The organism is Amycolatopsis antarctica, from assembly GCF_002262875.1.
In the GTDB taxonomy this organism is placed as follows: Bacteria; Actinomycetota; Actinomycetes; order Mycobacteriales; family Pseudonocardiaceae; genus Amycolatopsis; species Amycolatopsis antarctica.
Genome location: NZ_NKYE01000004.1, coordinates 206,822 through 230,367, shown reverse-complemented (window position 1 = coordinate 230,367; position 23,546 = coordinate 206,822). Strand labels below are relative to the sequence as shown.

Annotated in this window: 25 protein-coding genes and 1 pseudogene; 15 read left to right on the top strand and 11 right to left on the bottom strand. The window is 70.3% G+C overall.

What is annotated here, in order from left to right:
* Window positions 1–53: 53 nt before the first annotated feature.
* The 4 genes and pseudogenes from CFN78_RS08910 to guaB1 all read left to right on the top strand — a co-directional run.
* A pseudogene (locus CFN78_RS08910) lies at window positions 54–887 on the top strand (DMT family transporter); the annotation flags it as partial.
* A gap of 56 nt (window positions 888–943) precedes the next feature.
* Entirely contained in the window at window positions 944–2,455 is a 1,512-nt protein-coding gene (locus tag CFN78_RS08905; RefSeq protein WP_094862153.1) for an ATP-dependent DNA ligase, read from the top strand.
* A 72-nt stretch (window positions 2,456–2,527) separates the two neighbouring features.
* Window positions 2,528–3,151, top strand: a complete 624-nt coding sequence (locus tag CFN78_RS08900; RefSeq protein ID WP_094862152.1) for an MBL fold metallo-hydrolase — start codon at window positions 2,528–2,530, stop codon at window positions 3,149–3,151.
* Window positions 3,152–3,224: 73 nt separating this feature from the next.
* Complete coding sequence (guaB1, locus tag CFN78_RS08895) at window positions 3,225–4,664, top strand: GMP reductase (protein ID WP_094862151.1); 1,440 nt, start codon at window positions 3,225–3,227, stop codon at window positions 4,662–4,664.
* Between the two features lie 214 nt (window positions 4,665–4,878).
* Here the strand turns inward: guaB1 and CFN78_RS08890 are convergent, their stop codons facing one another.
* Together CFN78_RS08890 and CFN78_RS08885 are read right to left on the bottom strand one after the other, a co-directional pair.
* Window positions 4,879–6,288: a PhoH family protein gene (locus CFN78_RS08890; protein WP_094862150.1), complete on the bottom strand. Its 1,410-nt coding sequence runs from the start codon at window positions 6,286–6,288 to the stop codon at window positions 4,879–4,881.
* A gap of 492 nt (window positions 6,289–6,780) precedes the next feature.
* Window positions 6,781–7,560, bottom strand: coding sequence for an isoprenyl transferase (locus tag CFN78_RS08885; protein ID WP_094862149.1), 780 nt, complete (start codon window positions 7,558–7,560; stop codon window positions 6,781–6,783).
* A gap of 86 nt (window positions 7,561–7,646) precedes the next feature.
* Between CFN78_RS08885 and trhA the strand changes: the two genes are divergently transcribed.
* Window positions 7,647–8,324, top strand: a complete 678-nt coding sequence (trhA, locus tag CFN78_RS08880) for a PAQR family membrane homeostasis protein TrhA (protein ID WP_420807864.1) — start codon at window positions 7,647–7,649, stop codon at window positions 8,322–8,324.
* Here the strand turns inward: trhA and CFN78_RS08875 are convergent.
* Both CFN78_RS08875 and CFN78_RS08870 read right to left on the bottom strand, forming a co-directional pair.
* Window positions 8,321–8,593, bottom strand: coding sequence for an AMED_5909 family protein (locus tag CFN78_RS08875; protein ID WP_094862147.1), 273 nt, complete (start codon window positions 8,591–8,593; stop codon window positions 8,321–8,323). The two genes, trhA and CFN78_RS08875, sit on opposite strands and share 4 nt — an antisense overlap.
* Window positions 8,593–8,859, bottom strand: a complete 267-nt coding sequence (locus CFN78_RS08870) for a hypothetical protein (protein ID WP_094862146.1) — start codon at window positions 8,857–8,859, stop codon at window positions 8,593–8,595. The genes CFN78_RS08875 and CFN78_RS08870 overlap by 1 nt, the downstream gene beginning before the upstream one ends.
* A gap of 231 nt (window positions 8,860–9,090) precedes the next feature.
* Here CFN78_RS08870 and CFN78_RS08865 point away from each other — a divergent pair, with 231 nt between their 5' ends.
* From CFN78_RS08865 to CFN78_RS08845, 5 genes are all read left to right on the top strand, one after another.
* Window positions 9,091–9,834, top strand: coding sequence for a DUF5919 domain-containing protein (locus CFN78_RS08865; RefSeq protein ID WP_094862145.1), 744 nt, complete (start codon window positions 9,091–9,093; stop codon window positions 9,832–9,834).
* An 8-nt stretch (window positions 9,835–9,842) separates the two neighbouring features.
* Window positions 9,843–10,313, top strand: coding sequence for an NUDIX hydrolase (locus tag CFN78_RS08860; RefSeq protein WP_094862144.1), 471 nt, complete (start codon window positions 9,843–9,845; stop codon window positions 10,311–10,313).
* A 157-nt stretch (window positions 10,314–10,470) separates the two neighbouring features.
* Window positions 10,471–10,791 carry an FIG domain-containing protein gene (locus CFN78_RS08855; RefSeq protein WP_094862143.1) on the top strand — a complete coding sequence of 107 codons (321 nt, stop codon included), beginning with the start codon at window positions 10,471–10,473 and terminating at the stop codon, window positions 10,789–10,791.
* Between the two features lie 38 nt (window positions 10,792–10,829).
* Window positions 10,830–11,081 (top strand): hypothetical protein, encoded by a 252-nt coding sequence (locus CFN78_RS08850; protein ID WP_094862142.1) that lies wholly within the window; start codon window positions 10,830–10,832, stop codon window positions 11,079–11,081.
* A gap of 111 nt (window positions 11,082–11,192) precedes the next feature.
* Window positions 11,193–11,657: a hypothetical protein gene (locus CFN78_RS08845; protein ID WP_094862141.1), complete on the top strand. Its 465-nt coding sequence runs from the start codon at window positions 11,193–11,195 to the stop codon at window positions 11,655–11,657.
* Between the two features lie 13 nt (window positions 11,658–11,670).
* On the opposite strand, the gene CFN78_RS08840 is transcribed toward CFN78_RS08845, so the two are convergent.
* Complete coding sequence (locus CFN78_RS08840; RefSeq protein ID WP_094862140.1) at window positions 11,671–12,264, bottom strand: TetR/AcrR family transcriptional regulator; 594 nt, start codon at window positions 12,262–12,264, stop codon at window positions 11,671–11,673.
* A 125-nt stretch (window positions 12,265–12,389) separates the two neighbouring features.
* Between CFN78_RS08840 and CFN78_RS08835 the strand changes: the two genes are divergently transcribed.
* Complete coding sequence (locus CFN78_RS08835; RefSeq protein ID WP_133116309.1) at window positions 12,390–13,040, top strand: hypothetical protein; 651 nt, start codon at window positions 12,390–12,392, stop codon at window positions 13,038–13,040.
* 15 nt (window positions 13,041–13,055) lie between these two features.
* Here CFN78_RS08835 and CFN78_RS08830 read toward each other — a convergent pair whose 3' ends face one another.
* The 6 genes from CFN78_RS08830 to mca form a co-directional block, all read right to left on the bottom strand.
* Window positions 13,056–14,054, bottom strand: a complete 999-nt coding sequence (locus CFN78_RS08830; RefSeq protein ID WP_094862138.1) for a CPBP family intramembrane glutamic endopeptidase — start codon at window positions 14,052–14,054, stop codon at window positions 13,056–13,058.
* 2 nt (window positions 14,055–14,056) lie between these two features.
* Window positions 14,057–16,045 (bottom strand): acyl-CoA dehydrogenase family protein, encoded by a 1,989-nt coding sequence (locus tag CFN78_RS08825; protein ID WP_165777491.1) that lies wholly within the window; start codon window positions 16,043–16,045, stop codon window positions 14,057–14,059.
* A gap of 76 nt (window positions 16,046–16,121) precedes the next feature.
* A complete protein-coding gene (locus tag CFN78_RS08820) occupies window positions 16,122–16,697 on the bottom strand; it encodes a hypothetical protein (RefSeq protein ID WP_094862137.1) in 576 nt (191 codons plus the stop codon).
* A gap of 110 nt (window positions 16,698–16,807) precedes the next feature.
* Window positions 16,808–18,811 carry a thioredoxin domain-containing protein gene (locus tag CFN78_RS08815; RefSeq protein ID WP_094862136.1) on the bottom strand — a complete coding sequence of 668 codons (2,004 nt, stop codon included), beginning with the start codon at window positions 18,809–18,811 and terminating at the stop codon, window positions 16,808–16,810.
* 38 nt (window positions 18,812–18,849) lie between these two features.
* Window positions 18,850–19,179, bottom strand: coding sequence for a hypothetical protein (locus CFN78_RS08810; RefSeq protein WP_094862135.1), 330 nt, complete (start codon window positions 19,177–19,179; stop codon window positions 18,850–18,852).
* Window positions 19,176–20,075 carry a mycothiol conjugate amidase Mca gene (mca, locus tag CFN78_RS08805; RefSeq protein WP_094862134.1) on the bottom strand — a complete coding sequence of 300 codons (900 nt, stop codon included), beginning with the start codon at window positions 20,073–20,075 and terminating at the stop codon, window positions 19,176–19,178. The genes CFN78_RS08810 and mca overlap by 4 nt, the downstream gene beginning before the upstream one ends.
* Window positions 20,076–20,256: 181 nt before the next feature.
* Between mca and CFN78_RS08800 the strand changes: the two genes are divergently transcribed.
* From CFN78_RS08800 to CFN78_RS08785, 4 genes are all read left to right on the top strand, one after another.
* On the top strand, window positions 20,257–20,697 hold the full coding sequence (locus CFN78_RS08800) for a DUF4307 domain-containing protein (protein ID WP_240519346.1): 441 nt from the start codon (window positions 20,257–20,259) through the stop codon (window positions 20,695–20,697).
* Between the two features lie 197 nt (window positions 20,698–20,894).
* Window positions 20,895–21,392 carry a transcription elongation factor GreA gene (gene greA, locus CFN78_RS08795; RefSeq protein WP_094862132.1) on the top strand — a complete coding sequence of 166 codons (498 nt, stop codon included), beginning with the start codon at window positions 20,895–20,897 and terminating at the stop codon, window positions 21,390–21,392.
* Window positions 21,393–21,480: 88 nt separating this feature from the next.
* Window positions 21,481–22,665, top strand: coding sequence for an FAD-dependent oxidoreductase (locus CFN78_RS08790; RefSeq protein ID WP_094862131.1), 1,185 nt, complete (start codon window positions 21,481–21,483; stop codon window positions 22,663–22,665).
* Between the two features lie 80 nt (window positions 22,666–22,745).
* Window positions 22,746–23,546: an MBL fold metallo-hydrolase gene (locus tag CFN78_RS08785; protein ID WP_094862311.1), complete on the top strand. Its 801-nt coding sequence runs from the start codon at window positions 22,746–22,748 to the stop codon at window positions 23,544–23,546.

The window sequence follows — 23,546 nt, the reverse complement described above, 5'->3', positions numbered from 1 at the left end:
ATCGGTGTAGTTAAGCTAGTAACCATACCGGTCGGTATACACCAGAGGGCGATATGCGTGGCGAACTGCTGCCCGCGACGGGCTTCGTACTGATGTGGAGCTCCGGCTTCGTCGGGGCCAGGCTCGGCACGGAGGAGACCGGGGCGGCGACCCTGCTGATGTGGCGCTTCCTCGCCGCGTTCGCCCTGCTGGGGTGCTGGTGGTGGGTCACCCGGCGCAGGCGGATCGCACCCCGCGCGGTCGCCGTGCACGCCGGTATCGGGCTGCTCGCGCAGGGCGTCTACCTGCTGGGCATCGTGCTGGCCGTGGAGTACGGCGTGCCGGTCGGGACGGCGGCGCTGATCGCGGCACTCCAGCCGGTCGTGGTCGCCACGCTCTCCCGCCTCCTGTTCGGCGAGCGGTCCGGCCCCGCCCAGTGGGCCGGTCTCGTACTCGGCCTCGGCGGGGTGGCACTGGTGGTCGGCGGGGACCTCGCCGGCGGCACCGCCCACCCGCTCGTCTACGGCCTGCCGGTGCTGGCGATGCTGGGCCTGGTGGCCGCGACGTTCGCCGAGACACGGACCGGTTCCCGCCTGCCGCAGGCGGATTCGCTGCTGGTGCAGTGCGGGGTGAGTGCCGTGCTGTTCACCGTCCTGGCCACCGCGAGCGGGGGCGTGGTCCCGCCGTCCTCGGGTTCGTTCTGGGCGGCCGTTGCCTGGGTGGTGCTGCTGTCCACCTTCGGCGGCTACGGCTTCTACTGGATGAATCTGCGTCGCGGCTCGGCGACCAGGGTGTCCACGCTGCTGTACCTGACCCCGCCGGTGACGATGCTGCTCGGCCTGGCGATGTTCGGCGAGCCGGTGACGCCCGGCGGGCTGCTGGGGCTCGCGGTGTGCCTGCTCGGCGTGCTGCTGGTACTGCGCTCACCGGGCGGAATGTCGGTGCGGACGGGGAGGATGTCGACATGTTGCTCGACGAGGTCGTCACCGCATCCGCCGAGGTCGCCGCGACCCGGTCCCGCAAGACCAAGATCGGCGTGCTCGCCGGAATCATGCGGGCGGCACCGGAACACGAACTGCCCGACGCGGTCGCGTTTCTCACCGGGCAGCTCCCGCAGGGCCGGATCGGCACCGGCTGGCGCACCCTCGCCGACCTCGACGCGCCGGTCGCGGCGTCCCCTGAACTGACGCTCGGCGAGGTGCACGCGGCGCTGGACGAGGTGGCGGCGGCGACCGGTAGCGGCTCGGCGGGGCGGCGGCGCGAAGCGCTGCTCGGCCTGTTCGGCAGGGCCACCGAGGCCGAGCAGCGCTTCCTGTTGCGGCTGCTCACCGGCGAACTGCGCCAGGGCGCGCTGGAGGGCGTCATGGTGGACGCCGTCGCCGCCGCGAGCGAGGTGCCCGGCGATGCCGTGCGCCGCGCGTTCATGCTTTCCGGGCGGCTGCCCGCGACCGCCGTGGCGGCGATGACCGGCGGGGTGGACGCGGTGGCCGCCTTCCGGCTGGAACTGGGCAGGCCGGTGCGGCCGATGCTCGCCTCACCCGCCGAGTCGCTGGACGAGGCGCTGGCCGGAATGGGATCGGTGACCGTCGAGTACAAAATGGACGGTGCCAGGATCCAGGTGCACCGGGACGGCGAGGAGGTGCACGTCTACACCCGCACCCTGCGCGAGATCACCCCGCACGTGGCGGAACTGGTGGAACTGGTGCGCGCCCTGCCGTGCGAGTCGGTGGTGCTGGACGGCGAGACGCTGGCGCTGACCGACGACGGCAGGCCGAGACCGTTCCAGGAGACGATGAGCCGCTTCGGCAGCACCAGGGACGAACAGGTGCGTGCGCTGCTGCTGCGGCCGTACTTCTTCGACTGCCTGCACCTGGACGGCACGGACCTGCTGGACGCGCCGCTGCGCGAGCGGCACGAGGCGCTGCGCCGGGTGGCCGCCGGGCACCTGATCCCGGGTGAGGACGAACCCGCCGAACCGGCCACGCTCCTCGAAGCGTCGATGGCGGCCGGGCACGAGGGCGTGATGGTGAAGGATCTCGGCTCGGTGTACGCGGCCGGCCGGCGCGGAAGCGCGTGGCTGAAGGTGAAACCGGTGCACACCCTGGACCTGGTCGTACTGGCCGCCGAATGGGGGCACGGCAGGCGCACCGGTTACCTGTCGAACCTGCACCTGGGCGCCAGGGACCCCGACGGGGGCCCGCCGATCATGGTCGGCAAGACGTTCAAGGGGCTCACCGACGAGCTCCTCGGCTGGCAGACGGCGGCGTTGCGGGAGATCGAGTCGCGGCGCGACGAGTGGACCGTGCACGTCCGCCCGGAACTGGTGGTCGAGATCGAGCTGGACGGGGCGCAGGTGAGCACCCGCTACCCGGGCGGGGTGGCGCTGCGGTTCGCTCGCGTCGTCCGGTACCGGCCGGACAAGGAGGCGGCGGACGCCGACACTCTCGATGCCGTCCGCGCCACGCTGCGTTCCTGAGTCCGGCCCGCGCCGAATCTTCCCGGTTCGCCAGCTCGCGTCCGGCGGAGCCGGGCCGTTAGGGTCTGCGGCATGACGGCGATTGTGCAGAACGTGGTGACCTCGGGTGTGTTCGAGCTGGACGGCGGGAGCTGGGCGGTCGACAACAACGTGTGGCTGGTCGGTGACGACACCGAGGTGATCGTCATCGACGCGGCGCACGACGCGGACCGGATCCTGGACGCGGTCGGCGACCGGAAGGTGCTTGCCATCGTCAGCACCCACGGCCACAACGACCACGTCAACGCGGCCCCGGACCTGTCGAAGCGGACCGGCGCGCCGATCCTGCTGCACGCCGAGGACCGCGTCGTCTGGGACCTGACGCACCCCGACCGCGCACCGGACGGCGAGCTGACCGAGGGGCAGACCATCACCGTCGCCGGAACGGACCTTCGGGTGCTGCACACGCCGGGACACGCCCCCGGGGCGGTGTGCCTGTACGCGGCCAAGCTCGGCGCGCTGTTCAGCGGCGACACCCTGTTCAACGGCGGCCCCGGCGCCACCGGCCGCTCGTACTCCGACTACCCGACGATCGTCGACTCGATCACCGAGAAGCTGTTCGCGCTGCCGGACGAGACCGTGGTGCACACCGGGCACGGCGAGCGCACCACCATCGGCGAGGAGAAGGCGGGCTCCACGGGCTGGGACGCTCCGTAGCCGGTGCGGCCCCGGGCGTGATCCTGGCGGACCCGCGTGCCGCCGGGCCCGGAGCCGTCTACCGTGGTCTCCCGTGCGCTTCCTGAATGACGACCACCCGCCGAACGACCTCACCTACGACGACGTGTTCCTCCTGCCGAACCGTTCCGCCGTGGAGTCCCGCTTCGACGTGGATCTGTCCACAGTAGACGGTACCGGCGCGACGATCCCGATCGTCGTGGCCAACATGACGGCGGTGGCGGGCAGGCGGATGGCCGAGACCGTCGCCCGGCGCGGCGGTCTGGTGGTGCTGCCGCAGGACGTCGATCCGGTGGCGGTCACCGACATCGTGGCCTGGGTGAAGGACCGGCACACCGTCTGGGACACCCCGCTGGTGCTCACCCCCGGCGACGCCGTCGCCGACGCCGTCAACCTGATCGGCAAGCGCGCCCACGGCGCCGTCGTGGTGGTCGGCGGGGACGGCAGGCCGGTCGGGATCGTCGACGACGCGGCCTGCGCGGGCGTGGACCGTTTCGCCAGGCTCGGCGAGGTCTGCGATACCTCCGTGCTCACGCTGCCACTGGACACCCCGCCGCGCGAGGTGTTCGAACGGCTGCACCAGCACGGTGGCGCGCTCGCGCTCGGCGTGGACGCCGACGGGGTGCTGCGCGGTGTCCTGACGGCCGTGGCGGCGCTGCGGGCGGACATCTACGAGCCCGCGGTGGACGCGGGCGGCAAGCTGCGCGTGGCGGCGGCCATCGGGGTCAACGGCGACGTCGGCGCGAAGGCCGAGGCGGTGCTGCGCTCCGGGGTGGACGCGCTGGTCGTGGACACCGCACACGGGCACCAGGAGAAGATGCTGTCCGCGCTGAAGGCCGTGCGCGCGGTCTCGCCGCGGGTGCCGGTCGTCGCGGGGAACGTGGTGACGGCCGAGGGCACCCGGGACCTGATCGAGGCGGGCGCCGACGTGGTGAAGGTCGGAGTCGGGCCGGGCGCGATGTGCACGACGCGGATGATGACCGGCGTCGGGCGTCCGCAGTTCTCGGCGGTGGCCGACTGTGCCGCGGCGGCGCGGGAACTCGGCAAGCACGTCTGGGCCGACGGCGGCGTTCGCCACCCCCGTGACGTCGCGCTGGCGCTGGCGGCTGGCGCCTCGGCGGCGATGGTCGGCTCCTGGTTCGCCGGTACCCACGAGTCGCCCGGCGACCTGCGCTACGACGAGCAGGGCAAGCCGTACAAGGAGTCGTTCGGCATGGCGTCGAAGCGGGCGGTCGGCGCGCGGACGCGGACGGACAACGTCTTCGAACGGGCCCGCAAGGCGCTGTTCGAGGAGGGCATCTCCTCGTCCCGGATGGCGCTCGACCCGGCACGTCCCGGGGTGGAGGATCTGCTCGACTCGATCGGCTCCGGTGTGCGTTCGGCATGCACCTACGCCGGCGCCCGCACCCTCGACGAGTTCCACGAGCGGGCGCTGCTCGGCGTGCAGTCCGCGGCCGGCTTCGCCGAAGGCCGCCCCCTCCCCACCGGCTGGTAACCCACACGCCTGGGCATGCCGTGTCGGGCGCCTGGGCATGCCGTGTCGGGCGCTTGGGCATGCCGTGTCGGGCGCCTGGGCATGCCGTGTCGGGCGCTTGGGCATGCCGTGTCGGGCGCCTGGGCATGCCGTGTCGGGCGCTTGGGCATGCCGTGTCGGGCGCCTGGGCATGGGCGGGGCGTGCCGGCGCACGCTCCCGCCCACGCCCTGAGGGTTACCCGTGGTCCTCCAGCATCTCGGTGACCAGCGCGGCGATGGGGGAACGCTCCGAGCGGGTCAGCGTGACGTGCGCGAAGAGCGGGTGGCCCTTCAGCTTCTCGATGACGGCCGAGACACCGTCGTGCCTGCCCACCCGCAGGTTGTCGCGTTGTGCGACGTCGTGGGTGAGCACCACCCGCGACGCGGTGCCCAGACGCGAGAGAACGGTCAGCAGCACGTTGCGTTCCAGCGACTGTGCCTCATCGACGATCACGAACGCGTCGTGCAGGGAACGCCCGCGGATGTGCGTCAACGGGAGCACCTCGAGCATGCCGCGGTCGAAGACCTCGTCGAGGACCTCCTGACTGACCAGGGCACCGAGGGTGTCGAAGACCGCCTGCGCCCAGGGCTGCATCTTCTCGCTCTCGGATCCCGGCAGGTAGCCGAGTTCCTGCCCGCCGACGGCGTAGACCGGCCGGAACACCACGACCTTGCGGTGCTCACGACGTTCCATCACCGATTCCAGCCCGGCACACAGCGCGAGCGCCGACTTGCCGGTGCCCGCGCGGCCACCCATCGAGATGATGCCGACGTCCGGATCGGCGAGCAGGTCGAGTGCCACCCGCTGCTCGGCGGAACGTCCGTGCAGGCCGAACGCCTCCTTGTCGCCGCGCACCAGCCGCACCTTCTTGTCCGCGGTGACCCGCCCGAGCGCGCCGGTGGTGCCGGCGAGCAGGCGGAGCCCGGTGTGGCAGGGCATCTCCGCGACGTCCGGCCTGCCGAAGTCGCCCATGTCCACGACGTTCTCGCGGAACAGCGCGTCGATCGCCTCCTGCGGCACGTCCACGTCGGCCATGCCGGTCCAGCCGGACGGCGTGACGTCCTGTGCGCGGTACTCGTCGGCGTCGAGTCCGACGGCACCCGCCTTCACCCGCAGCGGGATGTCCTTCGTCACCAGCGTCACCGAACGCAGTTCCGCGGCCAGGTTCAGCGCGCACGCCAGGATGCGGTGATCGTTGGCGTCGGTGCGGAAACCGGGCGGCAGCACGGTCGGGTCGGAGTGGTTCAGCTCGACGTGCAGCGTGCCGCCGTCCTCCCCGATGGGAATGGGGGCGTCGAGTCTGCCGTGGGTACGGCGCAGGTCGTCCAGCCTGCGCAGGGCCTCACGGGCGAACCAGCCGAGTTCCGGGTGGTGGCGTTTCGCCTCCAGTTCGCTGATCACGACCAGCGGGAGTACCACCGAGTGCTCGGCGAACCGGGACATCGCCCACGGGTCGGACAGCAGCACCGAGGTGTCGAGCACGTAGGTGCGGTGCTCTTCTCCATCGCTGGACGGGGTGACGGGTGAGATCGAGGCTTTCTCAGCGCCAGGAGCGCTGTTCGAAGAACAACCGGCGGCCTTGCGGGGCGAACGCTGCGCAGACACGGCATCTCCCTCGTGGGCGTGGCACCACGCCCGCACTCGCTGGGCCGGGCACTACCCTGGCTGTCCGTTCGAACCGGCGCTGGTGCGTCAGTCCGTGCGGCCACGAGGGCCGGGTGCCGGCCCCCGCGTGCGTATCGTGAACGGTTTGGCAGCGCACCGCGCTCCCGTTCCACCCATCACAGCCACGACCAGGGCCTCCCGCGACGATCCGCATTGGGCACGAACCGTCACTTCGGAAGCTACCTGTGGATCGTCCGGCTCGCAGGCAGCCACACAGGTGATTCGCCGATTCGTCATCTCACGGTAAGTCGCGGGATACCGCGAGCAGATCATTGGACACCCACCGTGATCGCATTTGCGAAAAGTCCGCCCAACCGGCCGGAATACGTTGGGGCCGTGTTCCGACCGTTACCGGTGGCGTGCTCGCTGACCAGGCATTTCATTCCCGCTTAACTTCGCGGACGCCGTTTCCCTCGCCCTGCCGGGGGATATTCAGCCGCCGTAACGCCGGTGCCGCACCGCATAGTCACGGACGGCCCGCAGGAAATCGACCCGGCGAAATGCGGGCCAGTACGCCTCGGTGAACCAGAATTCCGAATGCGCCGACTGCCAGAGCAGGAATCCGGAGAGCCGCTGCTCCCCCGAGGTCCGGATGATGAGGTCCGGATCGGGCTGCCCCGAGGTGTAGAGGTGCTCGGAGATGTGGTCGACGTCGAGGATCTTGGCGAGTTCGTGGATGGTGGTGCCCTCGTCGGCGTGCTGCTTGAGCAGTTTCCGCACCGCGCCGGCGATTTCCTGCCTGCCGCCGTAGCCGACGGCGATGTTGACCTCCATGCCGTCGCGCCCGTCGGTGCGCAGGGCGGCGGCGGTGAGCCGGGCGGCGGCCTCGGTGGGCAGGACGTCCGGGCTGCCGACGATGCGGATGCGCCAGGGCGCGTCCGGTCCGGAGAGTTCGTCGACGATGTCCGGGATGATCTGCAGCAGCGCGGCGACCTCGTCGGAGGATCGGCTGCGCACGTTGTCGGTGGAGAGCAGCCAGAGGGTGACGACCTCGACGTCGGCCTCCCGGCACCAGCTCAGGAAGTCGAGGATCTTCTTCGCGCCGACGCGGTGGCCGTGGGTCGGATCGGCGAACCCGGCCTCGCGGGCCCAGCGGCGGTTGCCGTCGAGGATGACCGCGATGTGGCGGGGGTGTCTGCCCGACGCCTGCTGGATGAGGCGGCGGGAGTACACGCTGTAAACGACGTCGGAGAGAAAAGACCGGAGACTCACGACTGGGCAGCGTAGCCACTCTCGGATCGGAGTGGGTCGGCCCACGTGGGCTGGCTTTCCACCTACGGTCCCGTAGCCTCGGTGTGGTGAGCGTAGTGACCGAACCCCGCCCGGCAGGCGGGCCGGAGTCCCGGCCCAGGCTGCGCGGCCACATCCACTTCTGGTCCTTCTTCGGCGCCGTCGCCGCCGGAGCGACGCTGATCGCCCTCGCGGCGTCCACGGTGTCCGGTTTGGCGGCTTTGGCGACCTCCGTGTACGGCGTGACCGTGCTCGGGCTCTTCGGGGTCAGCGCGCTGTATCACCGCAAGATCTGGAGCCCCACGGCCTACCAGTGGATGAAACGCGCCGACCACTCGATGATCTTCCTGTTCATCGCCGGGACGTACACGCCGTTCACCCTGCTCGCGATGGAGAAACCCACCGGCTACGTCGTGCTGGGCGTGGTCTGGGGCGGGGCGATCCTCGGCGTCGGGCTGAAGCTGCTGTGGCCGAGAGCGCCGCGCTGGCTGGGCGTGCCGATCTACATCGCGCTCGGCTGGGTCGCCGTGTTCGTGCTGCCGGAACTGCTGGCGAAGGCCGGCGTGGCCGCGCTGGTGCTGCTGCTCGTCGGAGGGCTGTTCTACACCGTCGGGGCGATCTTCTACGCCGTGCGCTGGCCGAACCACTGGCCGGAGACCTTCGGCTACCACGAGTACTTCCACGCCTGCACCGTGCTCGCCGCCGTCTCGCACTACATCGCGATCTGGCTGGCGATGTACGCCTAGCGTGCGGTTTCGGCAGGCGACCGCTCGATGCGCCTGCCGAGTTCGTCGGCGAGGTCCCGTTCGTACTGCGCGAAGTAGAGCGCTTCGTGGTGGTGCCCGCGATCGACGTCGGCGACCTGGCGGTAGATCCGGGCGCTGTACAGGCGGAACGCGCGCCACCTTGCCGGCGGCGCGGCGGGGTCCGGGCGCATGGACAGCAGCACCTCGTGCGCCCGGAACAACGTCGACGGCACTTCCTCGGCAGGCCCGCGCTCGGTCGTGGCCGCCATCAACGGCTCCCCGTGTCGCCGATCGGCAAGTGCGACCGTCGGTCGCCAGGACGGTCGAGGAAGTCCGCCAGTTCGGTCGCGCCGGCACCGATCTCACGCAACAACCGGACGAAACCCGGCCACTCGGCCGGACTCCGCGGCGGCAGAATCGCCATCCCGTCCGGATCCAGGTCGATCACCAGCGCGGCCTGATCCGTCACACAGCCGAGGAACCGCATTCCGGCGACCGCCTCCGGCCCCGGCACCCACCGCACATCGAAAACCACGTCTGCCCCTCCGTCCTCTGTCACCGCCGTGAATGTCCGAACGCGACGTCGATGAGAACCGCGGGTCGATAGCCTCACCGGTCACCCGCACTGCCCTTCGCGTCAGTCACGCACTTCCCTGGCGTGCCGTCAATCTTTCGTCGACTCACAGGACGTGGACACCGCGTATCAGGACTTCTCAGGACGTCTTTGGTACGGTCAAAGACGTCCCTACAAGTCCTGCGGGTGAGTATGCCGAACGAACGACTCCGAGACACGTTGCTACGCAACGGCTTGACGCTGCAACAAGTAGCGGAAGTTACCGATGTCGATCCCAAGACCGTCGAACGCTGGATCACCAAAGGCCGGATACCGTACCCGAAACACCGGCACAAGATCGCCGCCATGGCCCGTGAGAGCGAAAGCTACCTCTGGCCGGATTCCGTTTCGCCGGAACGCAAAGCCCAGACAGCGGCGGCCGAACTCGTGAGCATGTTCCCTCATCGCAACGCCATTCCCACCGATCTGTGGGACCGGATCATCGGCAAATCCGAGAAGACGATCGATGTTCTTGCCCACGCCGCACTCTTCCTCGTCGAGCGACCACGTTTCACCAAAGACCTGATCACAAAGGCAGAAACCGGAGCGAAGATCCGCCTACTGTTCGGTGACCCCGACAGCGGCAGCGTCAGGATTCGCGGTGAAGAAGAAGATCTCGGAGACGGCACCCTGAAGGCCCGTATCCACAACGCCTTGACCTACTACCGTCCCCTGCGAAACGTCGATGGCGTCGAGATTCGCTTCCACGACACCACGCTCTACAACTCGGTCTTCCGTTTCGACGACGAAATGATCGTCAACACTCACGCCTACGGCCTTCAGGGAGCCCATGCGCCTGCGCTGCATCTCCGCAGGCTCTCGGTCGGCGGACTCTTCGAGACCTACGCAGAGAGCTTCGAAGCCGTTTGGAATCTCGCCAAGCCCGCCGTCTTCTAGGAGGCCACATGGCGCGCGTCGACTACTACAACGAGCCCAACCCACCCAAGGCCAACAGCATCGCGGTTGCGGTGTCCGCGTTCATCCAGGACGGCGAAGAGCGCATTCTCATGATCCGGCGGACCGACAACGATCTGTACTCGATCCCCGGCGGCCAACTCGAACTCGGCGAGACCTTGGCACAGGCCGCCGTGCGCGAAGTCCATGAGGAGACCGGCGTCCAGTGCGAAGTCACCGGCGTCATCGGTCTGTACTCGAACCCCAACCACGTCATCGCGTACGACGACGGCGAGGTCCGTCAGGAATTTTCGATTTGCTTTCGCGCCCGTGAAACCGGCGGGGTCATACGCACAAGCGATGAGAGTCGCGAAGTTCAATGGGTCGCAATCAGCCACTTGGCGCAGCTTTCAATTCACCCGTCAATACAGCTACGCATAGCACATGCGACGGGCGGTAGCATTGCAACATATTACACCTAGATTCCACACCGAATCCCGACTCGATCAATGACTGTTCGACACGTTCGCGGAGGTGTTCCGGTCGATGCGGGAGCGTGGCAGGGACGTCGCGGCGTGAACGATCTCGGCGAGTTGCTGTCCGTCACACGGGAAGGCCGCTGAGATCGGTGCCCGCCTGATGATCGGTTCGCCTCCCGGCACCATCAGCGCCGAAGGCGACCGCGACTATGTGACCGAATTGGACGTCGCGATTCAGTACCAGATCCGCGACCACCCGCACCGGGCGACACCGGGGCTCGCCTGGGTGGGCGAAGGACGCACCGGCGCCTGCGTCATCCTCGCCAAGCCATGGGACCTGGCCGCCGATATCGTCATGGCCCGCGAAGCGTGCGCCGAGGTGTATTCGTCGGACGGCGGGACGTACTCCTCCGAATCACCCGGGACAGTCGCCGCTTCGAGTTCCTCGCTGGGCGAGCGACTCGTGTCTTTGACGCGGTAGGCCGCCGTCCGCGAACTACGCGAGGAAACCGGTATCGAATGCGAAGTCAGCGGTCTCGTCGGCATCACTCCAATCCCGGCCACGTCATCGCCTACGGCGACGGTGAGGTCCGGCAGGAGTTCTCGATCTGCTTCCGCGCGCGTGCCATCGGTGAAGAACCCGAACGAGCCCAGAGCAGGGAAGTGCACTGGCTGGACGCGGCCCGGATCGCGGACACCGACATCCATTTGTCGATCGAGACGCGGGTGAAGCACGCATTGGATCGCCGCGATTCACCTTTCTACTCCTGATTCCGTTCCGGCGATCCGGCCGCGCCGGGTTTCACGCGGACGGCAGGTTCGTGAGATCGTCGGACCCGTGCGTGCCCTTCTCCCGTGTCCGGCGACGATCGAGCGTGAACGATGACCTGGACGTCCGGCGAACACCCGCGTGCCCGGCTCGGCCACTACGCCGGCGAGTGGCGGGAGGGGCAGACCAGAATCGCGGGCTTCGACGTCCAGGATATTCCGGTCCCCCGTCCGGCATCCGGGATCACCACCGGCTCGGTCTTCTGCCGCCAGTGCGGCGAGGAGATCACCGTCAGCGTGGCGGCGAGTGCGATCGCCCAGCGGTGGCGGCGCCGCTGGACGTCGGCGACCTTTCTGGCACTGCTCGCCCTCGCCGCGATGCTGGCCGTGGACATCGCCTTCATCGCGTCCGGCCGGGATCCGGAACTGGACTTCTTCCTGCTCTGCATGGCGACGGCCCTGATCGGCGCCGCGGCGTTGCTGTGCCGGCGGCGCTGGCGCTTCGAGGACGGGGTGCGCAGCCCGCAGGCACCCGTCCTCCCTTGGGTACAGCGGAAACACCGGCTGCTGAACCAGTGACCGGACGGCCCGGTCAGGCGCCCGGGGACAGTGTGGCGCGGACGGCGAGAACGGCCCGTTCGCTGTCCAGCACCAGACTGTCCACACGGGACTGATCGGACAGCCCCCCGGCGGCGAGCAGCAGACCGTCGAACATGACGAGCATGACGGCGGCGAGGCGGGCGGCCGCCTCGCGGTCGGCGTCGAGTTCCGGGTCGGCCAGCGCGAACCGGTCGGCCAGCGCGGCCAGCAGCCGGTCGTACTTCTCCCGGCCGTGTGCCGCCATCTCCGGGTTGCGCATCAGGGTCACGGTGAGCTGGAGCTGGGCGAGCTGCTCCCCGGACGCCTGGTCGGCGACGACGGCGCGCAGCAGTCCGCGCAGGCAGTCCGCCAGGGTGTCGCCGGTGGACCGGCCGATCAGCAGCACCAGCCGTTCGGTGCAGTCGGCCAGCACGGCGGCGAGGATGTCGTTCTTCGCCTTGAAGTAGTAGTGGATCAGTCCGAGCGGCAGTTCGGCTTCCTGCGCGATCGCCCGGGTCGTCATCGCCTCGACGCCGAGCCTGCCCACGACGGTGCCCGCCGCGGCGACCAGTTGCGCGCGGCGTCGCGGTCCCGCCCCTCGGCCCATGCCGCACAGCCTAGGCCTCGCCCGGCTCGCCCGGCTGGTGGGACGTTCACCAGCCCGGCCTATGGACACCAGGTCACCCACCCGCTACAAATTAGGTCGTTCGACCAACCAAAAAAGGGATGACGATGACGACACCACCGAACGGCCACCGCACGAGAGGCGGCACGCTCCGCAGACTCGGTGCGCTCGCACTGGCCACCGCCGCCACCTTCGCCGGGACCGCGGTCGCCGGTGCGGGCACCGCGAACGCGGACACCATCAACTGCTGGGACGCCCCCGGCGAATGGACCCCCGATCCGGCGAACCCGACCTGGGGCTGGGGCAATTACCGTTGGTACCAGTACGAATTCTCCAACCCCGTCGTGACGCCGGCCTTCAACGTCAGTGACACCCGGATCGTCACCAACCAGCTCGGCGAACCGGTCACCGCCACGTTCACCTCGCAGCAGTCGCAGACCTTCTCCATCGACGTGGGCGCCACGATGACCGCCAAGCTCACCGAGTTCCTCACCGCCTCGGTCAGCTCGAGCATCACCCGGTCGCGGACCACGTCGATCGGGGTGGCGACCACCGCCCCCGTCCCGGCGAGGACCACGGTCAAGGGTGAGTACGGGGTGGAGGCGTTCGACGTCACCTACGACGTGAAGACCTATCAGCGCGGTCAGTACCCGGGACTGTTCGGCGGGATCACCGAACGGTGCCACGACGACGGCCCGGACACCCGGACCACGAACGCCCCGACGGTGAACGAGGGCTGGCGCATCTCCGCCGTCTGAGCCGGACGGGCCCCGTCACGGTCGGCGCGCGGGGAGCCGATCGTGACGGGCACCGGCCCAGTCCGGCGGACGCAGGCCGAGCGCGGTCACCGGAACGCGGCCGTCCGGGGTGGTCGCCAGTTCACGGCGGGCGGCGCGGCGGTCGATCCACCAGGCGTAGCCGAGGATCGCCAGCACGATCGGCAGCACACTCCCCGGCGGAACCTCGCCCGCCTGCTCGAAATCGGAGTCACCGCCCAGACCGGAAGCGAGCACGGCGAGCGAGTTGTTCATGACGTGCATCGCGATCACCGCCTCCAGCCCGCCGGTGCGGATGGTCAGCCAGCAGCCGGCGATCGCCAGCGTCACCAGGAACGCCCAGGCGATCGGGTCGGTGTAGCCGTGCAGCGACAGGAAACCCGCCGAGGTGACGAGGATGCCGACCCACGGCAGGCGGAACCAGGACGAGAGCGTGCGCAGCAGCAGACCACGGAAGACGTACTCCTCGGCGGCGCACTGCAGCGGGACGACCAGCACCGCGATCGCCGCCACCGCACCGAAAGCGGGCCAGCCGGGGAACTCCGCGGCCTCCTGCCCCTCGGGCACCGGGGACAGCAGCACCACCGCGACCTGCGCGACGATCCACAGCAGCAAGGCCGTTGCCAGGCACTCGCCGAGCCAGGACCAGCGCAAACGTCCGCCGACGCTGCCCAGCGGCCCGCTCCGCGACAACCGGGCGGCCAACAGGGCGGCCGGGAGCACCGCGGCCAGCGGCAGGAACAGGCTCAGCTCCGTCATCCCCGGATTCGCCTCGGTCGCGGCACGCACCGCGCTTTCGTCGGCGAGCAGCGTCAGCGCGTCCCCGGCCGTGCGCCCGTCCACCAGCAGCGCGAGGTACTGCGCCAGCGTGGTCGCCAGGACCAGCGCGATCAGGCCCAGCGCAGCGAACAGCACCAGCCCGAGCAACGGCCGCCACCAGCGGTAGCCGGCCGTACGGGCGAGCAGGTCGTAGGGCAGGCCGGGATTCTCGGTCACGCTCAGCGCACCGCGGCGTCGTGCGCGCGCATCACGTCCTGTCGCCCGCGCTCCGCCCCGGCTGCGATCGGTGCGGCGGCGATGAACTGTTCGGGGATGGCGAAAGCGTCGACCAGGATGCTCGCGTGCGGGCGCAACTCCGCGCACAGCTCGTTCACGGTCGCCACGACGGCCTTCGACCGGGCCGAGGTGAGCCGTCCGTGTTCGAGGAACCAGGCCCGGTCCGCTTCGATGGTGGACAGCACGAACAGGTCACATACCTTGTCCAGCAAGGCTTTCGCCGCCGGATCGGCACAGCGGTCGACGCCCGCGACGAAGGCCTCCAGCAGGATCCGCTCCACGTGCGCGGACGCCGCGTGCAGCAGGTGATCCTGCGCGCCGTTGAACACCTCGAACGGATCCGCGTCATCATCGGACACCCGGCGCAGACGGGCGGCGGCCCCGTCGAGCAGGTGCTCCTCCCGGTCGCAGAACGCCTTCACCTGCCAGCCGCGGTCCAGCAGCGTGGCATCGTCGTCGTTGCCGGGGCCCGCGTCGACCAGCCGGTCGATGAGCTTGCGCGCGGCCGTGCGTTCCATGACGGTGCCGACGAACTGCTCGGCCACGAACCTGGCCGTGGCCAGCGGGCTGAGCTCCTCGAAGTGGTCCTTGTAACTGGTCAGCAGGCCCTTCGCGACGAGTTGCAGGAGCACGGTGTTGTCGCCCTCGAAGGTGGTGAAGACGTCGGTGTCCGCCTTCAGCGCGGGCAGCACGTTCTCCGCCAGATACCCCGCGCCGCCACAGGCCTCCCGGGCCGTCTGGATGGAACTGGTGGCATGCCAGGTGGCGAACGCCTTGACCCCGGCCGCCCGCGATTCGAGTTCCCGCTGCCGGTGCTCGTCGACCTCGGCGGAGTCGCCCTGGTTCGACAGGTCGTGCAGGGCGCCGACGAGTTCCTCCTGCGCGAAGTGCAACGCGTACGTCTTCGCCAGAGCGGGCAGCAGCTTGCGCTGGTGGGCTCGGTAGTCGAGCAGCACGACCTCGTCCGGGTCGCCCGGCCGGGCGAACTGCCTGCGAGCCTCGCCGTAGCGGACCGCGATGGCCAGCGCCCGCTTCGTCGCGTTGCCCGCGCTGCCCGCCACCGACACCCGGCCGCGGATCAACGCGCCGAGCATGGTGAAGAAACGCCTGCTGTCGCTCTCGATGGAACTGGAGTACGTGCCGTCGACGGCCACGTCGCCGTACGCGTTGAGCAGCGCCGCACGCGGAACGCGCACGCCGGCGAAGCTCAGCCGTCCGTTGTCCACGCCGTTCAGTCCGGCCTTGCGTCCGCAGTCCTCGATCCTCACCCCCGGCGCGGTGTTGCCGTTCTCGTCCCGGATCGGCACCAGGAAGGCATGCACACCACGGCTTTCGCCCTCGGTGACGAGCTGGGCGAACACCACGGCCATGCGACCGTCACGGGCGGCGTTGCCGATGTAGTCCTTGCGCGCCGCCTCGTGCGGGGTGTCCACGACGAACTCCGCGGACGCCGGATCGTAGGTGGCCGTGGTGCGCAGGTTCGCGACGTCCGAGCCGTGCCCGGTCTCGGTCATCGCGAAACAGCCGGGCAGTTCCAGATCCATGATCGGGCGCAGGTACCGCTCGTGATGCCGGGCGGTACCGAGAAGCTGCACGGCACCGCCGAACAGTCCCCACTGCACGCCCGCCTTGACCATCAGCGACAGGTCACCGAAGCCGAGCATCTCGAACGACACCAGCGAACCGCCGACGTCGTCGCCACCGCCGTACTCGGCGGCGAACCCGAGCCGCTGCCGTCCGCTCGCCGCGAGTTCGGCGAGCTGCTCGTACACCTGCGCCCGGTGCCGTTCGGTGTCGAGTTCGTGCGACTCGAGGAATTCCGCGGCGGCGACCTGGTCCCGGATCATCCGCCGTACCTCGGCCCACCGGCCGTCGAGAACGTCGGTGATGGCGCCCTGGTCGATCTTCTCCGGCACCGGCGGCTGGTTCATGCTTCCTCCGCAACGCTTGGCTACTCCCGCGTAACCAAGCCTGCCGCACCCGCGCCGATGTCGCTATGTGACGCGGTCAGCCCAGGTCAGGGCCCTTGGCGCGGAGATCGTCGACGGTGGCCATCGCTTCCCGCAGTTCGCCAAGCCAGGCGTCGGCGTGCTCCCCGACCAGCCGTACCGCCCACGCCAGCGCCTCCGAGCGGGAACGCGCCACCCCGGCGTCGACCAGTGTGTCGAGCACCAGGCGCTCCGGCTGCCGCAGCCGGGTCATCACCGGGACGGACGCCGTCGTGAACAGCTCGGTGGTGCCGCCCACCCTGGCACCCCAGGCGACCTTGCGCTGGTAGCGGTACTCGGCCTGGCGGGCGATCTCGATGCGTTCCTCCCTGGTCTCCTCGCGGAATCGGCTGATCCGGCCATCCTCGGCGGCACCACGGGCGGCATCGTCCGGCTGCTCGCCCTCGATCGCGGGCAGCTCACCGACCACGACGATCTCCTCGCGGTCCACGGTCACCTCGGGCGCCGCGGTGAACCAGCCCTCCGGCAACCTGCCCGCGAACCAGGCGCCCACGCCGTCCGCCGGGGGTGCCTCCGCCTGCTGCCTGCCGCGTCCACCGTTCCATCCGCGTCCGCCGTTCCAGCCACGTCCCATGGTCGCTCCTTGATTACATGATTACGTCACTACGAACGTTACGCCTGAATCAAGACCGTGAGGTGCCCGTTCACCACCAGCGGAACCCCGACCTGGAGGTGGCGGCGATGTCAGAGGGCGGCGGTGAGCTCTTCCGGCGTGGTGACCGGGCGGTCACAGACGTAGCCACGGCAGACGTACGCGGCGGGCGAGCCCGCGACCAGCGGGCGGCCGTCCAGCAACGGGACCCCGGCCGCCTCCGGTTCACCGGCCAGCACGATCGCCCCGCCGTGCACCCCCGCGACGGCGGCGCGCAGCAGCGAGGCCCGGGAGCCGGGATCCGCCCCGACCACGGCCACCTGCACCGGACCGGCCAGCGCCGCCTCGGCGACGGTCAGCCAGTGACCGGCGAACCGGGGCGCCTTCGCCGCCAGCGCGCCCGCCCGGCTCAGCGCACGCTCCGCCGCCTCCCGGTACCGCGCGGCGACGTCCGGCCCGGCCAGCGCGGACGCCGTCAGCAGCGCAGCGGCCAGCGCCGACGCCCCGGCGGGACTGGCGTTGTCGGTCGGATCGGACGGCCGGTGCACGAGCGCCTCGGCGTCGTCGGCGGTGTCGTGGAAGGCCCCCGGAACATCCCCGGCGAAGCGCTCCAGCGCGAGGTCCAGCAATCCAGTGGCGGCGGCCAGCCACCGGGGCTCACCGGTCGCCTGGTGCAGCGCGAGCAGGCCGTCCGCCAGGCAGCCGTGGTCCTCCAGCACTCCCGCCGCTTCGCCGACCACGCCACCCCGGGAGCTGCGCCGCAACCGTCCGTCGACGATGTGCTTGTCCAGCAACAGGTTCGCGGCGTCCACGGCCGCATCAATCCACTGTGGACGGTCGAGTGCCAGTCCGGCCTCGGCCAGCGCCGTGATGGCCTGTCCGTTCCACGCGGCGATCACCTTGTCGTCGAGTCCCGGTTGCGGACGGGTCGCCCGCTTCACCAGCAGCGTCTCCCGGACACGCCGGAAACGCCGCTCGTCGTCCGGGTCGCGTGGCAGTCGCAGCGTCGAGGCGCCCTCCTCGAAGGTGCCGTCCTCGGTGACGCCGAACAGCTCCGCCGCCCAGGCGGCGTCGGCGTCCCCGAGCACCGAGCGCAGTTCCTCCGGTGTCCAGACGTAGGTCAGGCCCTCGACCCCGTCGGTGTCCGCGTCGAGCGAGGCGGCGAACCCACCCTGCGCGGTACGCAGCTCGCGGACCAGGAACCCGGCGGTCTCCTCGGTGACCCGGCGGGCGAGTGCCGAACCCGTGCGGCGGGCGAGATGCGCGTAGGCGCGCAGCAGCAAAGCGTTGTCGTACAACATCTTCTCGAAGTGCGGTACGACCCATCCGGCGTCCACCGAGTACCGGGCGAAGCCGCCGGCGAGCTGGTCGTAGATGCCACCCCTGGCCATGGCGTCCATGCACGAGGTGGCCACCGCGAGCGCGTCCGCGGAACCGGTGCGCTCGTGGTGGCGCAACAGGAACTCCAGCACCATCGACGGCGGGAACTTCGGCGCACCACCGAAGCCGCCGTTCACCGGGTCCTGGTCGTAGCGCAGCTTCGCCGCCGCGCCCGCCACCGCCTCGGCGTCCACCACGGCCTCCTGCAAGGGGCCGGTCTGCTCGCCGATGTGCGCGAGGATCCGGCCCGCGCTCTCCCGCAGCTCCTCGCGCTGCTCGGCCCAGGCGCGGCCCGCCGCCTCCAGCAACTGGCCGAACGCCGGGATTCCCGGCCGCGGGGCGGGCGGGTAGTACGTGCCGCAGTGGAAGGGTTCGCCCTCGGGCGTGAGGAAACAGGTCATCGGCCACCCGCCGTGCCCGGTCATCGCCTGGGTGGCCGTCATGTAGATCGCGTCGATGTCGGGACGTTCCTCGCGATCCACCTTGATGTTCACGAAGCCCGCGTTCATCACCGCCGCGGTCGCCTCGTCCTCGAAGGACTCGTGCGCCATGACGTGGCACCAGTGGCAGGCCGCGTAGCCGATCGACAACAGGATCGGCACGTCCCGGCGTTTCGCTTCGGCCAGCGCGTCCGCACTCCAGGGCCACCAGTCGACCGGGTTGTCGGCGTGCTGGAGCAGGTACGGGCTGGTGGCGCTGGCGAGACGGTTCGGCATGCACCCAGCGTGTCAAACCGCGAGGGACCCGGCAGTGCCTAGGACTCGCGTTTCGGCACCGGCTCGACCCTGCCCTCGGCCGCTTCCGGCTCCTCGCGCTCCTCGGCGGCGGGTTCGCCCGGCTCCGCCTCGGTGGCGGTGGTCGCCGCACCGGGCTCGTCGAAGCTCTCCGGGACGCGCTTGAGGTGCTTGGTCATCGAGCGGACCAGCAGGACCACGGCGATGAGGAACAGGATCAGCACCAGCAGGCCGACCGGGGACGACTTGCCGAAGTCCTCACCCTGACCGCCACCGTCACCGTTGCCGGGCTGCTGCTGCGCCAGCACCGTCGCGACCGTGACGACGGGCGGACCCGCACCGAGAATCATCGCTCCACCTTCTCCTTGACGCCCGCGAACAGATCGTCCTCCGGCAGCGTGCTGTCCACAAGCGAGCGGACGAGTTCGTACTCCTCCGTCGGCCAGACCTTGCGCTGCAGGTCCCGCGGGACGGCGAACCAGCGGCTGTCCGGGTCGATCTGGGTGGCGTGCGCCCTGAGCGCCTCGTCCCGCTGCTCGAAGTAGTCGCCGCACTCGACCTGGGTGGTGACCCGCTCCATCACGTCGGCCTTGTCCGGGTCCCAGTTGCTGAGCCACTCCGCGTAGGGCGACTCGAGTCCGGCCTCGGTCAGCGCCTCGTGGAAGGCCGCCATCCGGGCGCGGGAGAAGCCGTGCATGTAGTACAGCTTCAGCGGCTGCCACGGCTCGCCCGCCTCGGGGAAGCGGTCGGGCTCCGGAGCGGCGTCGAACGCCGCGACGGAGATCTCGTGGCAGCGGATGTGGTCGGGGTGCGGGTAGCCGCCGTTCTCGTCGTAGGTGAGCACGACGTGCGGCCGGAACTCGCGGATCGCCTCCACCAGTGCGGCCGTCGACTCCTCCAGCGGAGCCACCGCGAAGCAGCCCTCGGGCAGCGGCGGCAGCGGCTCGCCCTCCGGCAGGCCGGAGTCGACGAAGCCGAGCCAGCGGTGCTCGACGCCGAGGATCTTGGCTGCGGTGGCCATCTCCTCGCGGCGCACCGCGGTCATGTTCTCGTGCACCTCCGGGCGGTCCATCGCCGGGTTCAGCACGCTGCCCGCCTCGCCACCGGTGCAGGTGACGACCATGACCTGGTGCCCGTCCGCGACGTACCGGGCCATGGTCGCCGCGCCCTTGCTGGACTCGTCGTCCGGATGCGCGTGGACGGCCATCAACCGGAGCCCGGAGGCCCGCCCATCAGAAACCGTCATGCCCGCCCGATCCCTTCTCACTGCTGTTCGTGTGCCCGGCCGCCGCGCCGGCGCCTGTGATGACGACAACCCGCGGGCCGGGCCCGCTGTTCCCGGAGCGGGCGCCGCACGGATACTCGACACGCGGGGTATCGGCTCCATTGTCCCCGTCCCTACGACAGGACCGACCGGGAGGCCCGGGGTGAGCACCACACCCGCCGAGCAGAGTGCCCGCGCCCTCCCCGAGGGGCGGTACGGGAAACCGCGTGGCGGCGGCACGCCGCGTCGGTTACGGGCGGTGGTTCTCGCCGTGGCGGCCGTCGCACTGGGGGGCGTACTGGCGTTCGTCGCGTACCAGAATCTGGGTGCGGCGCCGATCGAGGCGCAGCGGCGGAGTTTCGCCGAGGTCGGCCCGGATTCGATGGAGATCACGCTGGACGTGACGCGGGACGATCCGGCCCGTCCCGGTGTGTGCATCGTGCGTGTGCGGGATCTCAGCGGAGCGGAGAGCGGACGGCGTGAGGTGCTCGTGCCGGCCTCCGTGCCCGCCGTGTCGGCGGTGATCAGGAGCAGCGGCAAACCCGTCACCGCGGACGTCTTCGGCTGCTCATATGACGTACCGGACTACCTGTCAAGCGAGTAGCGGCCAACGGGGTGAAACCCGCGCTGAGCACCCGCGACGGCCGTTCGACGGCGGCGTCGCTACCGCGAATCGTGTTAGCCTGACCTACCGGCACGGCCCACGCGGGCCGTGTCTTTCCTTTATCTCAGCCGCGTTGGCATGCCATGCCCGCGCGGCAGCCGGTATGTACACCCATGTCCGGCAGGCCTAACGAGGAGATGGTGACCGTGAGCGACACCAAGGTGACCTGGCTCACCCAGGATGCCCACGACCGGCTCAAGCACGAGCTCGACGAGCTGATCGAGAACCGTCCGGTCATCGCCGCGAGGATCAACGACAGCCGCGAAGAGGGCGACCTCAAGGAGAACGGTGGCTACCACGCGGCCCGCGAGGAGCAGGGGCAGCAGGAAGCCCGTATCCGGCACCTCCAGGAGCTGCTGCGGACCGCCAAGGTCGGCGAGGCACCGGCCAACGACGGCACCGCCGAACCCGGCATGGTGCTGACCGTGCGTTACGACGGCGACGACGAAGACGAGAAGTTCCTGCTGGCCACCCGCGAGGAGGGGGCGGAGGGCGACCTCGAGGTCTATTCCCCCGACTCCCCGCTGGGCAAGGCGCTGATGGGCGCCAAGGAGGGCGAGGCTCGCGAGTACGAGCTACCCAACGGCGGCAAGCAGAATGTGACGCTGGTGAAGGCGGTCCCGTACCGCGGCTGATTCGCGGCGGGCGGCATCCGCTGTCACACATTCGCATCCCACTCCGTCCTGTGGTCGCCAGATCGGTGACCACAGGACGGAGTCGGTTATGCCGGAGAACGGCGGGAACAAGGAGATAACGGTGGTCGGCGGCGGTATCGCCGGCCTGGTGGCGGCCGTCGCCTGCGCCGAGCGCGGCGCGGCGGTCACCCTCCACGAGGCACACTCCACCCTCGGCGGACGCGGGCGCGCGACCGCTCCGCCACACGTCGCGCACGAGGGCCCGCACGTGTTCTACGACGACGGCCCGCACTGGACGTGGCTCGAGGAACGCGACCTGCTCGGTCACGCGGCACGTACGCCGCTGCTCGCCGTCGCGACCGGCCGGTACCGGCTGGACGGACGGATCCGGCGCGGGCTCAGCAGGGACCTGCTGCGGCTGGTGGCGGGGCGCGGCCGCACCGCCCCCGTGGACGTCGACTTCACCACCTGGGCGAGCGCGGAGTTCGGCGCCGAGGCCGCCCGGCAGGCCGCGAGCCTCATCGGCGTCGTCACGTATCTGCCCGATTCCGGTGTGCTGTCGGCGCGCTTCGTCTGGGACCTGATCCGGCGCGTGCTCGCCCCGTCGATCCCGGCGGTGCGGTACGTGCGCGGCGGCTGGCCCGCGGTGACCGGACGTCTCGCCGCGCGCGCCCGCGAACTGGGCGTGCGCATCGAACTGGACAGCAGGGTCACCGAACTGCCGTCGAACCCCACGATCGTCGCGACCGAACTGGCGAGTGCACGCCTGCTGCTCGGCGACGAGACGCTGCACTGGGACAGCGGCAGTTGCGTGCTGCTCGACTTCGCGGTGACCAGGCGGCGAGGCGATCCGTTCGTGCTGTTCGACCTGGACGAGGGCGGGTTCGCCGAGTGCTACTCCCGGCCGGACCGGACGCTAGCCCCGCGCGGTGAGGCGCTGTACCAGGCGAGCCTGCCGATCCGCGAGGGCGAACCACGCCGGGACGCGCTCGCACGGCTGGACACTCTCGTCGACGCACTGGTGCCGGGCCGACGGGACCGGACGACGTGGAGCCGCGACGCCGTCGCGCACCGGCGGGCCGGTGCGATCGACTTCCCCGGCCGGACCTGGCGCGACCGTCCCGCCGTGGATCGCGGGGACGGCGTCTTCCTGGCGGGCGACATGGTGGCCGCGCCGGGAATGCGCGGTGAGATCTCGATCAACAGCGCGACAGCCGCCGCGGACGGGGCGCTGGCGGCGGTGGGTGCGCCGCCGCGAACCGGTCGCCGCTGACCCGGCGATCTGCCGTTGCCCGGGCGGGCCGTCCGGCCACAATGGAGGTGACCGCGTCCCGCCGGCAGGGGGTTTCCGAGATGACAGCCGAACCGCCGATCTGTGCCGCCTGCGGAATGCAGTACGGCGAGCCGCGGGAGACCTGCCCGGTCTGCCTGGACGAGCGCCAGTACGTGCCCGCCGCGGGGCAGCGGTGGACCGACCTGACCGCCGTGCGGGAGAGCCAGACGGCCCGGATCGAGGACGAGGGACCGGGAATCACCGGGATCGGCAGCACGCCGGGATTCGCCATCGGGCAGCGGGCACTGCTGGTACGCACCGATGCAGGCAACGTCCTCTGGGACTGCACCGCGCTGCTCGACGACGAGATCATCGCCAGGGTGGCCGAACTCGGTGGACTCACCGGCATCGCGATCAGCCACCCGCACTACTACACGACGATGGTCGAGTGGGCCCGCGTCTTCGACGCCCCGGTGTACCTGCACGAGAACGATCGCGAATGGGTGGGACGGCCGGATCCGGCGATCGAGTTCTGGAGCGGCCGGGAGAAATCGCTCGGGCCGGACCTGACGCTGCACAACCTCGGCGTGCACTTCGCGGGCGGCACCGTGCTGCACTGGGCCGGCGGCGAACACGGTGACGGCGCGCTGCTGAGCGGCGACATCGTCCAGGTTATCCCGGATCGCACGCACGTCGGCTTCATGTACAGCTACCCGAACCTGATCCCGGAACGTCCGCAGATCGTCCGCCAGGCCGCGGAAACCTTGCGCCCATTGGCTTTCCAGGCGATCTACGGTGCCTGGTGGTCGGCGGTGGTCCGAAGCGACGGCAACCGGGTCGTGCAGCGTTCGGCGCGGCGCTACCTGGAGTACGTCCGCTGA